The organism is Pseudomonas sp. Nvir, from assembly GCF_963778085.1.
In the GTDB taxonomy this organism is placed as follows: Bacteria; Pseudomonadota; Gammaproteobacteria; order Pseudomonadales; family Pseudomonadaceae; genus Aquipseudomonas; species Aquipseudomonas juntendi.
Genome location: NZ_OY970405.1, coordinates 137,637 through 151,634 on the forward strand (window position 1 = coordinate 137,637; position 13,998 = coordinate 151,634).

Here is a 13,998-nt window from a genome sequence, read left to right on the forward strand (position 1 = left end):
CTCGAAAACAGGTCTTACAGACCCTTTACCCGGGAAAAGGTTGCAAGGCGTGCCTGAGCACGCCTTGTAATCAGCGCTTTGGCAGGGCCAGGCTCAGCAAGAATAGCACCGCTGCACAGACCACGATCGACGGCCCGGCGGGGGTGTCTTTGAACCAGGACATGGCCAGGCCACCGCAGACCGCGGTGATGCCCAGCAGGCTGGCACCCAGCGCCATCTGCTCGGGCGAGCGGGCGTGGCGCTGCGCCGCAGCAGCGGGGATGATCAACAGCGAGGTGATCAGCAGCACGCCGACGATCTTCATGGCCACGGCGATCACCACTGCGATCAGCAGCATCAGCGCCAGGCGCAGGCCGGCTACGGGGAGGCCTTCGACCATGGCCAGTTCCTCATGCACGGTAACCGCCAACAGCGGCCGCCAGAGCACGCCCAGCAACAGCAGCACCAGCGCACTGCCGCCGAGGATCCAGGCCAGGTCGGTGGTGCTGATGGCCAGCAGGTCGCCGAACAGGTAGGCCATCAGGTCGATACGCACATCGTGCATGAAGCTGAGCACCACCAGGCCCAGTGACAAGGTGCTGGGGGCGAGGATGCCGAGCAGGGTGTCGGAGGCCAGCGGCTGGCGTTGCTGCAAGGTCACCAGCAGCACCGCCAGCAACAGGCAGCCAACGGTGACGGCCAGGGCCGGGCTTACATCCAGGGCGAAACCCATGGCCACGCCCAGCAATGCGGCATGGGACAGGGTGTCGCCGAAATACGCCATGCGCCGCCATACCACGAAAGAGCCGAGCGGGCCCGCGACAACGGCCAGGGACAGGCCTGCAAGCAAGGCGTAAAGAAGAAAATCAGCCATGCTTGCAGTGCTCTCCGTGAACGTGGGGGCCGGGGGCGACCACCGAGCCATGTAGGTCGTGGCTGTGGTCGTGATGGTGATGATAAACAGCCAGGCTAGGTGCGTTCTGCCCGAACAGTTCGACAAAGGCTGGGTCGTTGCTGACCTGTTCCGGGTGACCCGAGCAGCAGACATGGCGGTTCAGGCACACCACCTGGTCGGTGGCGCTCATGACCAGGTGCAGGTCGTGCGACACCATCAACACGCCGCAACCATGGCGGTCGCGCAGCCGGGTGATGAGGTTGTACAGCTCGGTCTGGCCGACCACATCCACCCCTTGCACCGGCTCGTCGAGTACCAGCAACTGCGGCGCACGCAACAAGGCACGCGCCAGCAGGACACGCTGCATCTCGCCACCGGAGATGGTCTGAATCGGGCTGTCGATAACCTGTTCGGCGCCCACTTCCTGCATGGCCGATACGGCTGCTGCCCGGTCTACCCCCGGCACCAGGCGCAGGAAACGCAGCACGGAAAGCGGCAGGGTGGCATCGACCTGGATTTTTTGCGGCATGTAGCCGATACGCAGCCTGGGCTTGCGCCATACCGTGCCGCGGTGCGGCTTGAGCAGCCCGAGCACGGCGCGCACCAAGGTGGTCTTGCCCGCGCCATTGGGGCCTATCAGGGTGACGATCTGGCGCGGCGCCACCGACAGGTCGATGCTGTCGAGCACCGCCTCGCCGCCATAGCTGACGCCCACCTGTTCCAGGCGGATCAGGGCATCGCTCATGCCGCGCTCCGGCAATTGCCGCACAGGCCGACCACTTCCACGGTTTGGGTCTCGACCGTGAAGCTCACGCCCTTGGCGCTGTCGATGATGGCCTCGCTGATGCTGTGTTGCTCCAGCTCGATGGCGACGTGGCACGCACGGCAGATCAGGAACTGGCCCTGGTGCACGTGCTCTGGGTGGCTGCAGCCGATGAACGCGTTGAGCGAGGCAATGCGGTGCACCAAGCCGTTTTCCAGCAGGAAGTCCAGTGCGCGGTACACCGTGGGCGGTGCAGCGCGGCGGCCGTCCTGCTCGCTGAGCACGGCAAGGATATCGTAGGCACCCAGCGGCTTGTGGCTTTGCCATACCAGCTCCAGCACCCGGCGGCGCAGCGCGGTCAGGCGCAGGCCCTGGCGGGTGCACAAGGCATCAGCTTCAGCCAGTGCGCTATGCACGCAATGGGAGTGATCATGGGGACGGTTGGCCAGCGGCGTGAAGGACATGGGCAGCGACGATTCTGTATGGAGACGTTATTATGTTACCCGTTTCTCACGACTCGAGTATTCACCGTGTCCCGATTTCTAGTCCTTTTTGTCGCATTCATCGCCTGTTCGGCCCAGGCCGATGTCCGTGTGCTGACCAGCATCAAGCCGCTGCAACAGATTGCCGCTGCCGTGCAGGAGGGTGTTGGCAGCCCTGAGGTATTGCTGCCGCCAGGTGCTTCGCCGCACCACTATGCCCTGCGCCCATCCGACGTACGGCGGGTGGGCGATGCCGACCTGCTGTACTGGATCGGCCCGGACATGGAGAGCTTCCTGCCACGCGTATTGGGCAGTCGCAGCAAGGCAACCGTGGCCGTGCAGTCGCTGCCAGGCATGAAGCTGCGCCACTTTGGCGAAGACAGCCATTCCCATGAGGAAGCGGACCACGATGAGCATGACCATGACCACCGCCCAGGTAGCCTGGATGCGCACCTGTGGCTATCGTCGGTCAACGCGCGGGTAATCGCGGGGAAAATGGCTGCGGACCTGGCCCAGGCCGATCCCACCAACTCGGCGCGCTACCAGCACAACCTGAAGATCTTTTCAGACCGTATGGATGCGCTGGATGAGCGAATCAAAGCGCGGGTGGCGGGTATCGCTGGCAAGCCGTACTTCGTGTTCCACGAGGCGTTCGACTACTTCGAGGCGGAATATGGCCTGAAGCACACTGGCGTGTTCAGCGTGGCGTCCGAGGTGCAGCCGGGGGCTCAGCATGTGGCCGCCATGCGCAAGCGCCTGCAGGAAGTGGGCAAGACCTGCGTGTTCAGCGAGCCGCCACTGCGCCCGCGCCTGGCCGAGACCCTGACTGCTGGGCTGCCGGTGCGTCTGGCCGAGCTGGATGCACTGGGTGGTACTGACCCGGTGGATGGCAAGGGCTATGAGCGCTTGCTGGAGAAGCTGGGTGCCGACTTGGCTGGGTGCCTGGAGCAGTTGTAAGCCTGTTCCGGCCTCTCCGCGGGCACGCCCGCTCCCACAGGTGCCCGCGAAGAGGCTGAAAAGGGCTAGAGGGCAAATGGCAGGTGCAAAGCCACCTGCTGGCGCTGTGCCAAACGCACTTCGAACTCGCTCGGGTCATGGATCATCACATCCATCCCGGCAAACGATTCTGCCGCAATCAGCCGCGACAGCCAGAAGCGCACGCAGCCTACCCGCAACATCTCAGGCCACAGCTCGGCCTCGGCAGCGGTGAACGGCCGCAGTGCGGCATAGGCCGCCAGCAGCGCCTGGGCACGCGGCATGTCGATTGCGCCCTGCTCATCCAGGCACCAATCGTTCACGGTGATGGCGATGTCATACAGCATCGGCCCGGAGCAGGCGTTGTAGAAGTCGATCACGCCAGTCAGGTGGGTGCCCTCGAACATCACGTTGTCGCGGAACAGGTCGGCATGCAGGTTGGCCCGCGGCAGCGCCAGGATCTGCGCCTTGTGCGCGTTGATTTCGTTCAGGGCCGGTTGCAGCAGCGCGGCTTGCTCGGCAGTCAGGCGTGGCAGCAGCTCGGCGCCTGAAGCCAGCATCCAGTCCAGGCCACGGTCGGTGCGGCGCTCGATGATGCGGCCGCGGGTGGCCAGGTGTATATGCGCCAGCAGCTCACCCACCTGGGCGCAGTGCTGCGCGTTGGGCGCCTTGATGTGCTTGCCTGACAGCCTTGGCTGCAGCAGCGCCGGCTTGCCGCACAGCTCGCGCAGGCCGTTGCCGTCGCGGTCACGAACGGCATAGGGCACCGGCATGTCGGCTGCGTGCAGGGTGTCGAGCAGCTCGATGAAGAACGGCATGTCCTCGCTGGGCCCGCGTTCGATCAACGTCAGCACGAACTCCCCCTGTTCGAGGCTGACGAAGAAATTGCTGTTCTCGGTGCCGGCGGCTATGCCCTGGAAGTCGAGCAGGCGGCCCAGCGCGTACGGTGCCAGAAAGGTTTCCAGCTCAGGCCGGGTCACGGGGGTGAAGACTGACATGATGAAAAATTGCCCATACGGGCACTTCCGCCGGGAAGTGCCGGGTTGATGTGAACGGTGCGCGTCAGATTACCACTCGAAGATCTTCCAGGACGGAATCAGCATGTCCGGCTGGTCGGATCGAATGAAATTGGCGTCGGTGCCATCGGCGCGTACCAGGAAATAAGGCTTGCCGTTTTTCGGTGTGATCTTGATCGCATACAGGAAGCCGTTCTGCCGGTATTCCTGGATGGTCTTGTCGCCTTCCGTGCGAATGGTCACCTCGGGATCGGCCGAGGGGGCGTCTTCCGCCGCCAGGGTGACGACCGGCGTGGTTGCCAACAGGCCGAGCAGTAACAGGCGATTGAGTGTACGCATGATAACCTAGTCCCTTTGTCGTCAATGATTCTGGCTATTCTAGCGCCGGACCCGTCGAAAAGGTTGATTCTGCTCATGAGCCAAGCGCCCCTCGTCCTGGTGGACGGTTCCTCCTACCTGTACCGCGCCTTTCACGCGCTGCCGCCGCTGACCACGTCCAAGGGCATGCCGACCGGTGCGGTGAAGGGTGTGCTGAACATGCTCAAGAGCCTGCGCAAGCAATACCCCGACAGCCTCTTTGCCGTGGTGTTCGACGCCAAGGGTGGCACGTTCCGTGACGCCATGTTCGCCGAATACAAGGCCAACCGGCCGAGCATGCCCGACGACCTGCGGGTGCAGATCGAGCCGCTGCACGCCAGCGTCAAGGCCCTTGGCTACCCGCTGCTGTGCGTGGAAGGGGTCGAGGCCGACGACGTGATCGGCACCCTGGCCCGCAGCAGCGCCGCGTTGGGCCGCCCGGTCATCATCTCGACCGGTGATAAGGACATGGCGCAGCTGGTGGATGGCCACATTACCTTGGTCAACACCATGACCGGTAGCGTGCTGGACGTGGCGGGCGTGCATGAGAAGTTTGGCGTCGGCCCGGAGCACATCATCGACTTCCTGGCCCTGATGGGCGACAAGGTCGACAACATCCCCGGTGTGCCCGGTGTGGGCGAGAAAACCGCCGTGGGCCTGCTGACCGGTATTGGTGGCGGCCTCAGCGACCTTTACGCCAACCTCGACAAGGTGCCGGCACTGGCCATTCGCGGTGCCAAGACCCTGCCGGCCAAGCTGGAAGAGCACCGCGACGCGGCCTTCCTGTCGTATGAGCTGGCTACCATCAAGGTCGACGTGCCGCTGGATGTCGAGGTCGAGGCGCTGGTATGCGGCGAGCCTGACCGCGATGCGCTGCTGGCGCTGTACACCGAGATGGAGTTCAAGAGCTGGGTTGCCGACGTGCAGCGGGAGGCTGCCAGGGTGGGTGATGACGTTGCGCCGGTCGCGGAGCCGGTGGCCAAGGTCGAGCCGAAGTACGAAACCATCCTCGACCAGGCACGCTTCGATGCCTGGCTGGAGAAGCTGCGCCAGGCGCCGCTGTTCGCGTTCGACACCGAAACCACCGGCCTGGACGCCCAGAAGGCCCAATTGGTCGGCTTGTCGTTCGCGGTGGCGCCCCATGAAGCGGCCTACGTTCCGCTGGCCCACGACTACGAGGGCGCGCCGGCCCAGCTGGACCGCGACGCCGTGCTGCTGGCCTTGAAGCCCCTGCTGGAAGACCCGGCCAAGGCCAAGGTCGGGCAGAATGCCAAATACGATATCAACATCCTCGCCAACGGCTCGCCCGCCATCGCCATGCGTGGTGTTGCCTATGACACCATGCTCGAGTCCTACGTGCTGAACTCCACGGCCACCCGGCATGACATGGACAGCCTGGCGCAAAGGTACCTGGACCACACTACCATCGCCTTCGAGGATATCGCCGGCAAGGGCGCCAAGCAGCTTACGTTCAACCAGATCGACCTGGACAAGGCGGGCCCCTACGCTGCCGAAGACGCCGACATCACCCTGCGCCTGCACCATGCGTTGCAGGCCCGCCTGGCCCAGACCCCAAGCCTGCAGCCGGTGCTGATGGACATCGAGATGCCGCTGGTGCCGGTACTGGCCAAGATCGAACGCCAGGGCGCACTGGTCGATGCAGCCCTGCTGCACGTCCAGAGCGGTGAGCTGGGTGAGAAAATGGCCGAACTGGAACGGCGCGCCTACGAGCTGGCGGGCGAGGAGTTCAACCTGGGCTCGCCCAAGCAACTGGGGGCGATCCTGTACGACAAGCTGGGCATGCCGGTGCTGAGCAAGACCGCCAAAGGCCAGCCGTCTACCGCCGAAGCGGTGCTCGACGAGCTGGCGGAGCTGGGTTACCCACTGCCTGAAGTACTGATGCAGTACCGCAGCCTGAGCAAGCTCAAGAGCACTTACACCGACAAGCTGCCGGGGCAGATCAACCCGCGTACCGGGCGTATTCACACCTCTTACCAGCAAGCGGTGGCGGCGACTGGCCGGCTGTCGTCCAGCGACCCGAACCTGCAGAACATCCCGATCCGTACCGCCGAGGGCCGCCGAATCCGCCAGGCGTTCATCGCCAGCCCAGGCTACAAGCTGCTGGCGGCCGACTACTCACAGATCGAGTTGCGCATCATGGCCCACCTGGCCAAGGATGAAGGCTTGCTGCACGCCTTCCGCAATGACCTGGACGTGCACCGTGCCACGGCGGCGGAGGTCTTTGGTGTAGCCCTGGAAAACGTCACCGTCGATCAGCGTCGCAAAGCCAAAGCCATCAACTTCGGCCTGATCTACGGCATGAGCGCATTTGGCCTGGCCAAGCAGATCGGCGTCGACCGCAAGCAGTCGCAGGACTATATCGACCGCTACTTCGCCCGCTACCCCGGGGTGCTGGCCTACATGGAGCGCACCCGTACCCAGGCTGCCGAGCAAGGTTTCGTCGAAACCCTGTTTGGCCGCCGCCTCTACCTGCCAGACATCAACGCCAAGAACCCGGCCCTGCGCAAAGGGGCAGAGCGTACCGCCATCAACGCCCCCATGCAGGGTACCGCCGCCGACATCATCAAGCGCGCCATGGTCAACGTGGATAACTGGCTGAGCGAGAGCGGCCTGGACGCGCGGGTGATCCTGCAGGTTCACGACGAACTGGTGCTTGAGGTGCGCGAGGACCTGGTTGAACAGGTCAAAGATGAAATTCGCCAGCACATGAGTAAGGCAGCGCAGCTGGATGTGCCGTTGCTGGTCGAAGCAGGAATTGGTGCGAACTGGGACGAAGCTCACTGATTGAGCCGGAAAAGCTGTGTAGGATCTGCGACGTGGTGACGCGGATCCTGGCAGCGCTGGCGCGCGCGGGGCTGGGCTTTCATGAAACTATCGCAAATAGTTTTCAGGGCTTCGGAACTAAACCAGTGAAGCGGAACTCAGAGTAACTGAATGGCTGGTGAAGCCTTTCGATGCTCCTATGTTGTGTTAAGTGTTGGCAGATATCTGGACCCCGCCCTAGCGGTCCGGACTTGGACCCCGAACTTCCCCCTCCCCATACGAAGTCCGGGGTTTTTTTTGCCCGCAATTTGGCCTGAGCCTGGGCGAAGCCCAGGCCATGCTCCGCGCTGCAGGCCTCAGGCCACTGGCTTGTCTTCCAGCTCCATCCAGCCCGCCAGCACCCGATAGGCCTCTTCCACGCCCAGGCGCTTGGGCGCCGAGAACAGCTGGATGGTGACACCGTCGCCCCAGCCCTTGCGAATTTCCGATTGCACCTTCAACAAGGTGTTCTTGCCCGCGCCGTGGGTCAGCTTGTCGGCCTTGGTCAGCAGGATGTGCATCGGCATGCCGCTGGCCTTGGCCCAGTCGAGCATCATCTTGTCGAAATCGGTCATGGGGTGGCGCACGTCCATCATCAGGATGATGCCGCGCAGGCACTCACGGCTGCCCAAATAAGCTTCCAGGTGCTTCTGCCAGTGCTGCTTGAGCGGAATCGGCACCTTGGCATAACCGTAACCTGGCAGGTCGACCAAACGCCGTTCATCGTCCAGACTGAAGAAATTCAACAGCTGGGTGCGCCCGGGGGTTTTCGAGGTGCGCGCCAGGCTGGCGTGAGTCAGGGTGTTGAGGGCGCTGGATTTGCCGGCGTTGGAACGGCCCGCAAAGGCCACCTCGTAGCCCTGATCGTCCGGGCATTGTTCGACCTTGGCTGCGCTGAGGGCGAATTTGGCTTTCTGGCAGAGGCCGAGGATGGGGTTCTTGACTTGCATGGGATATCCGATGTGGGTGTTGCCAAAGCCTAGGCCGGCAAGCGGTGTCGTTTCCGTTTGGCTGACAGAAGTATATAATGCCCCAGTTTTTGTGTGCCCATTCTCCCAGCGAAGGGGAACGGGCATGGGGTGCCGAACTATAGCTTGCGCATCAGAACGCAGCGCGTCCCCCAACCCTGTCAGGTCGTTTCGCCTGGCGAAATGGCTGCTAGCTGTCGGTATGTTCCTGCCGTATTTCAGCGCACAGGCTACACAGGATGCCGAGGTGTTGTACAACCGCACGTGTGCGGCTTGCCACACCGGGCAATTGCCCCAGGCACCCAGGCAGGGTGACCGGGCAGCCTGGGAGCCAAGGCTGGCGCAAGGTATGGATGTACTCGTCCGGCATGTGACCCAGGGTTTCAAGGCTATGCCGCCGCGTGGATTGTGCATGGACTGCAGTGCCGAGGACTACCGTTTGGTCATCCTTTGGATGAGTGGCAGTCCCGATACATAACATTTCACCCTTAGCCGTGTTGGATTAGCTGATGAACAAACTAGTCGTGAGTCTGCTGTTGACCCTGGGTGTCGCAGGTGCGGCCACTGCTGCGCAACCTATCAAAGGCGATGCCGCTGCCGGCCAGGCCAAGACGGCCGTCTGTGGCGCCTGCCACAACCCCGACGGCAACAGCCTGGCACCCAACTTCCCGAAACTGGCTGGCCAGGGCCAGCGCTACCTGGAAAAACAACTGCACGACATCAAGTCGGGCAAACGTACCGTGCTGGAAATGACCGGCATGCTGGCTGCTTTCAATGACCAGGACCTGGCCGATATCGCCGCCTACTTCGCCAGCCAGAAAGGCAGCGTGGGGGCTGCCGACCCCAAACTGGTCGAGCGCGGCCGCGCGCTGTTCAACGGCGGCGACCTGGAAAAAGGCATGCCCGCCTGCACCGGCTGCCACTCGCCCAATGGCGCGGGTATCGCCCTGGCCGGTTTCCCGCACTTGAGTGGGCAGCATGCCCAGTATGTGACCAAGCAGTTGACCGACTTCCGTGAAGGCAACCGCACCAACGACGGCGATGCCATGACCATGCGCACCATTGCCGGCAAGCTGAGCAACCACGATATCGAGGCATTGGCCAGCTATATCCAGGGCCTGCACTGACTGGCGGCGCAGTCCTGCAGGTGCTGCACGTGCCTTCAGGGGCTTCGCATTAACTTTCAGTTAATGTTGCAGGCCAATGATGAAAGGGTGGCTGGGCTACCCTTTTTTCAGTGCGTAGCCGGTACACTACAGAACTCAAGCCCTTCCCGGCCTGTCTCAAGGCAGGTCGCGTAGTGGCGACCCATGATTGCTCAGGAGTAAAGCATGCGTAAACTGATTCTCAGCGCTGCGCTGGTCGCCGCCAGCGTATTCGGTATGACAGCGGTGCAGGCCGCAGAGCCTGCCACTGCCGGCAAGGAATATATCGAGCTGAGCAACCCTGTTCCGGTTTCCGTGCCTGGCAAGATCGAAGTGGTTGAGCTGTTCTGGTACGGCTGCCCTCACTGCTACCATTTCGAGCCGACGCTCAACCCCTGGGTCGAAAAACTGCCCAAGGATGTCCACTTCAAGCGCGTACCGGCCATGTTCGGTGGCCCATGGGATGCCCACGGCCAGATGTTCCTGACCCTCGAAGCCATGGGCGTTGAGCAGAAGGTGCACGCGGCGGTGTTCGATGCTATCCAGAACCAGCGCAAGCGCCTGACTGACCCGCAAGAAATGGCCGACTTCCTCGCCACACAGGGCGTGGACAAGGACAAGTTCCTCGCCACCTTCAACTCGTTTGCCATCAAGGGCCAGATCAACCAGGCCAAGGAACTGGCCAAGAAGTACGAAATCACTGGCGTACCGAGCATGGTCGTCGACGGCAAGTACCGCTTCGACCTGGGTACCGCAGGTGGGCCCGAAGGCGTGCTGAATGTCGCCGACCAACTGATCGCCAAGGAGCGCGCCGCTAAGTAAGCGGCGTATCCCATGCCCCGCTTCAGAGCTACGCGTGGCATTGGCCTGCACCAGCCGCAGGTCAACGAGCATCACCTGCAGGCACCCGGCCTGCCGGACGATGGTCGCCTGCGGCTGCTCAGCTTCAACATTCAGGTCGGCATCAGCACCGAGCGTTATCGGCATTACCTGACCCGTAGCTGGCAGCACCTGCTGCCGCATAACGGGCGTGCCGGCAACTTGCAGAAGATCGGCAAGCTGTTGAGCGACTTCGACCTGGTGGCCCTGCAGGAGGCCGATGGTGGCAGCCTGCGTTCCGGGTTCGTGAACCAGGTCGAGCATCTGGCGCAGCTGGGTGCCTTCCCCTACTGGTACCAACAGCTCAACCGCAACCTTGGGCGTTTTGCCCAGCACAGCAACGGCGTGCTCAGCCGCCTGAAGCCGCAATTGCTCGAAGACCACCCGTTACCGGGCCCCGCCGGGCGCGGGGCAATTCTGGTGCGGTTCGGCGAAGGCGAGGATGCGCTGATCGTGGTGATGATGCACCTGGCCCTCGGCGCCAAGACCCGCGCCCTGCAGTTGGGCTATATCCGCGAGCTGATTGGCGGCTACCGCCACCAGGTGCTGATGGGCGACATGAACACCCACGCCACCGACCTGCTCGAGCACTCGCCCCTGCGTGACCTGGGCCTGGTGGCCCCGCAGGTCGAAGCTACCTTCCCCAGTTGGCGACCCCAGCGTTGCCTGGACCACATTCTGCTCAGTTCCAGCCTTACACTGGAGCGTGTCGAGGTGTTGGCCCAGCCTATTTCCGACCACCTTCCGGTGGCGGTAGAGATCCGATTGCCTGATGCATTGACTGTGGATACGCTGCCGGCCTTGAGCTGAATCAGCCAAGGCGTCGCACGCCCTCAAGTGTTGGGCGTGCGCGCCGACAGCGTGTAATCAGACAGCCCCAGATGTATCACCCGTCGCGGATCCAGGCATGACCGAAGAAGCCGAGCGCTGGAAAGAAAAATACCTCAAAGCCATCGAGCAGCAAGAAAAGCTCGAACGTCGTTGGGACGCCCGTCTCGACTTGCTGCGCCGTGGCCTGGTGCGCAGTACCCTGGCTGCCGAAGGCAGTGACAAGGTGGTCGACGCGTGCATGAAAGAGATGCGCGAGGTCATTCGCAGCGACAACATGGATGCTGGCCTTGCCGGGCTGATTCCGCGCCTGGAGAAGGCGGTGCTGGATTCTGAACAGCGCCGCGAAAACCGCATGAACCAGGTAGGCGATGCTCTGGCTGCACTGGTGGGCCAATTACAGAACCTGCCGCTGCCTGGTGATATTGCCCGGCCGCTGAAAAAGCTGGCGAAGAAGCTCGATGGGGGCGTTACCCAGTCACGCGACCTGCCGCCATTGCTGGGTGAGCTGAGCGGTTTGCAGGGGCGTGCGCTGGCCGCCCTGGGCAAGCCGGGTGAAGAAACCCGCCCTGGTTTTCTGCAGCGGTTGTTCGGCAGCCGCGATGACGATGCCCAAGGGGAGCCGGCGCTTGTGCCCGAAGCGGTGCCGGGTGCCCAGGCTCCACCGCACGCAGCGCCACCCAGCCCCGACGCCGGCCCGCATGTTGATATCGATGCGTTGCAACCGTTGCCAGCACCTGCTGCACCGGCCGCCGAGCTGCCCGCAGCGCCCGAGCCAGCGCCAGATGCAGCTGGCCCGGCGCTGATCGAAGCGGCCGAAGTACCCGCATCGCCAGTGCCGCAGCCAGGTGAAGGGCCGGCCGCCGAACACGGGGTCAGCCAGCCGCTGCCGGCGCCTGCACCCTTAGCGGAGCTTGAACCAACGTTCGGCGAAGACGGCCCTTATGCCCTCCCCGATGCGGTGGAACCGCCCTACAGTCAGGTCGCTGCACACATCGAGCAAACCTTGCTTGGCCTGCTCGACGACCTCAGCCTGCCCGAGCGGCACAAGGCCCAGGCTTTGGAAATGCGTGCGCGGGTGGCCCGCGGCCTGAACTGGTATGAGCTGATCCCGGTACTGGACGACCTTGCAGTGCTGATGCTGGCGATCACCGACAGTGGGCAGCATGAATTTGAAACCTACTTGCAGCAGCTCAACGAGCGCCTGGAAGGGTTCCAGAGCCATCTGCATGAAGCCAGCGCCGGCCATGCCGACAACAGCAGTGCCGCCCGCGCGCTGGACACCCAGTTGCGCGAGCACGTAGACGGGTTGCAGAGCAGCGTGCAAGGTGCCGCCGATGTCGACAGCCTCAAGCACATCCTGGAGAACCGCCTGGAAGGCTTGTTGGTGACCATGGACGAGCACAAGCACGAGCGTGATCGCCGCGAGCAGGAACTGGCCAACCGCCTGCAGGGGTTGTCGGAGCGTGTGGCAAGCATGGAGCACGAGGCACTCGGTTACCGTGAACACCTGGAAGAGCAGCGGCAAAAGGCGCTGCTCGACCCGCTCACCGGTCTGCCCAACCGGGCGGCCTGGAGCGAGCGGGTGGAACGGGAAATGCTCGAATGGCAGGCCCAGGGCGGCCATCTGGCAATGGCGATCCTCGACCTTGACCATTTCAAGCGCATCAATGACAGCTATGGGCACCTGGCCGGGGACAAAGTGCTGAAGATCGTTGCCGACCAGTTGCGCAAGTGCTTGCGCGGCCGTGACTTCATAGCCCGGTTCGGTGGCGAAGAGTTTGTCCTGTTGCTGCCGCAGACGGCCCCGCCGGCGGCTGCGCAAGCCGCTGAACTGCTGCGGGCGACCATCGAAGCCTGCCCGTTCCACTTCAAGGGTGAACGGGTGGTGATCACCACCTCCATCGGGTTGGCGGCGTTCCGCGCTGGCGAGCGCGCAGACCAGGTGCTCAAGCGCGCCGACACCGCGTTGTACCGGGCCAAGGAACTCGGGCGCAATCGCGTGGAACAAAACTGATGGGCAGCCGCTGACTCGCGGCAAACATTGCTGCTGGCGAGCACGTTATACTGTAGCGCTCTTACGCCGAGGCCTCCGACGTGCTTTCCACGCTGAAAAAAACCCTGATCACCTTTCTGCTGTTCACCGTCGCCGGTTGCTCCACGGGCCTGCGCATCGACCGCAGCCACCCTTCGGCGAACCAGGACAACCGTATCCAGTTCGTTGTTTTGCATTACACCAATGCCTCGCTGGAACGCTCGCTGGCATTGCTCACCCACGGTGAGGTCAGTAGCCATTACCTGATTGGTGATGGCCCGGCGACGGTGTACCAGTTGGTGGACGAGAGCCGTCGCGCCTGGCATGCCGGTGACAGCCAGTGGCAGGGGCGCACATGGCTGAATTCGTCGTCCATCGGCATCGAAATCGTCAACCCAGGCTTTGCCGATACACCCAACGGGCGGGTCTGGTACCCCTACAGCGAGGCGCAGATCCAGGCGCTGATCGCGTTGCTCAAGGACATCGTCAAACGTAACAATATCGAGCCCCGGCATATCATTGGCCACAGCGATATCGCCCCATTGCGCAAGCTTGACCCGGGCCCTTTGTTCCCGTGGAAACGCCTGGCCGATGCTGGGTTGGGGGTCTGGCCAGATGCCAACGCCGTGGCGCAGCAACAAGCGTACTTCAACGTCAACCCGCCCAGCGTTGGCTGGTATCAGCAGGAGCTGGCGCGGTTTGGTTATCAGATCGAGCAAACAGGCGTGCTCGATGTAGCCACCCGGCATGTCATCGCTGCCTTCCAGATGCGCTTCCGCCCGCAACGTTTCGACGGCATGCCCGATGCGCAGACGGCGGCCATGCTGCAGGTGCTGAACCGGACCCGTTGACT

General features: G+C 63.2%; 14 protein-coding genes. 8 read left to right on the forward strand and 6 right to left on the reverse strand.

Going from position 1 to position 13,998, the window contains the following annotated elements:
• Positions 1–70: 70 nt before the first annotated feature.
• From znuB to zur, 3 genes are read right to left on the reverse strand one after another with little or no spacing between them, the layout of a single operon-like run.
• Entirely contained in the window at positions 71–853 is a 783-nt protein-coding gene (gene znuB, locus AACG97_RS00995) for a zinc ABC transporter permease subunit ZnuB (protein ID WP_009683594.1), read from the reverse strand.
• The gene (gene znuC, locus AACG97_RS01000; protein WP_197885803.1) at positions 846–1,619 is read right to left on the reverse strand and encodes a zinc ABC transporter ATP-binding protein ZnuC; all 774 of its coding nucleotides are present in this window, start codon (positions 1,617–1,619) and stop codon (positions 846–848) included. The genes znuB and znuC overlap by 8 nt, the downstream gene beginning before the upstream one ends.
• Positions 1,616–2,101 (reverse strand): zinc uptake transcriptional repressor Zur, encoded by a 486-nt coding sequence (gene zur, locus AACG97_RS01005; protein WP_115293206.1) that lies wholly within the window; start codon positions 2,099–2,101, stop codon positions 1,616–1,618. Before zur ends, znuC begins: the two co-directional genes overlap by 4 nt.
• 18 nt (positions 2,102–2,119) lie before the next feature.
• On the opposite strand from zur, the gene AACG97_RS01010 reads away from it, so the two are divergent.
• Positions 2,120–3,076 carry a zinc ABC transporter substrate-binding protein gene (locus tag AACG97_RS01010; protein WP_115293207.1) on the forward strand — a complete coding sequence of 319 codons (957 nt, stop codon included), beginning with the start codon at positions 2,120–2,122 and terminating at the stop codon, positions 3,074–3,076.
• A 65-nt stretch (positions 3,077–3,141) separates the two neighbouring features.
• Here AACG97_RS01010 and AACG97_RS01015 read toward each other — a convergent pair whose 3' ends face one another.
• Positions 3,142–4,092 (reverse strand): homoserine kinase, encoded by a 951-nt coding sequence (locus AACG97_RS01015; protein WP_009683590.1) that lies wholly within the window; start codon positions 4,090–4,092, stop codon positions 3,142–3,144.
• A gap of 69 nt (positions 4,093–4,161) precedes the next feature.
• Positions 4,162–4,449 carry a DUF2782 domain-containing protein gene (locus AACG97_RS01020; protein WP_009683589.1) on the reverse strand — a complete coding sequence of 96 codons (288 nt, stop codon included), beginning with the start codon at positions 4,447–4,449 and terminating at the stop codon, positions 4,162–4,164.
• 75 nt (positions 4,450–4,524) lie between these two features.
• On the opposite strand from AACG97_RS01020, the gene polA reads away from it, so the two are divergent.
• Complete coding sequence (gene polA / locus AACG97_RS01025) at positions 4,525–7,272, forward strand: DNA polymerase I (RefSeq protein WP_054911448.1); 2,748 nt, start codon at positions 4,525–4,527, stop codon at positions 7,270–7,272.
• A 335-nt stretch (positions 7,273–7,607) separates the two neighbouring features.
• Here the strand turns inward: polA and yihA are convergent, their stop codons facing one another.
• On the reverse strand, positions 7,608–8,240 hold the full coding sequence (gene yihA, locus AACG97_RS01030) for a ribosome biogenesis GTP-binding protein YihA/YsxC (protein ID WP_009683587.1): 633 nt from the start codon (positions 8,238–8,240) through the stop codon (positions 7,608–7,610).
• 193 nt (positions 8,241–8,433) lie between these two features.
• Between yihA and AACG97_RS01035 the strand changes: the two genes are divergently transcribed.
• From AACG97_RS01035 to AACG97_RS01060, 6 genes are all read left to right on the forward strand, one after another.
• Complete coding sequence (locus AACG97_RS01035) at positions 8,434–8,736, forward strand: c-type cytochrome (protein ID WP_029886304.1); 303 nt, start codon at positions 8,434–8,436, stop codon at positions 8,734–8,736.
• Positions 8,737–8,767: 31 nt separating this feature from the next.
• Positions 8,768–9,385 carry a c-type cytochrome gene (locus AACG97_RS01040; RefSeq protein WP_009683585.1) on the forward strand — a complete coding sequence of 206 codons (618 nt, stop codon included), beginning with the start codon at positions 8,768–8,770 and terminating at the stop codon, positions 9,383–9,385.
• Between the two features lie 204 nt (positions 9,386–9,589).
• Positions 9,590–10,225 carry a thiol:disulfide interchange protein DsbA gene (gene dsbA / locus AACG97_RS01045; protein WP_009683584.1) on the forward strand — a complete coding sequence of 212 codons (636 nt, stop codon included), beginning with the start codon at positions 9,590–9,592 and terminating at the stop codon, positions 10,223–10,225.
• Positions 10,226–10,237: 12 nt separating this feature from the next.
• Positions 10,238–11,092: an endonuclease/exonuclease/phosphatase family protein gene (locus AACG97_RS01050; RefSeq protein WP_054904504.1), complete on the forward strand. Its 855-nt coding sequence runs from the start codon at positions 10,238–10,240 to the stop codon at positions 11,090–11,092.
• A 97-nt stretch (positions 11,093–11,189) separates the two neighbouring features.
• Positions 11,190–13,127, forward strand: coding sequence for a GGDEF domain-containing protein (locus AACG97_RS01055; protein WP_197885805.1), 1,938 nt, complete (start codon positions 11,190–11,192; stop codon positions 13,125–13,127).
• 80 nt (positions 13,128–13,207) lie between these two features.
• A complete protein-coding gene (locus AACG97_RS01060; protein WP_029886308.1) occupies positions 13,208–13,996 on the forward strand; it encodes an N-acetylmuramoyl-L-alanine amidase in 789 nt (262 codons plus the stop codon).
• Positions 13,997–13,998: the final 2 nt, after the last annotated feature.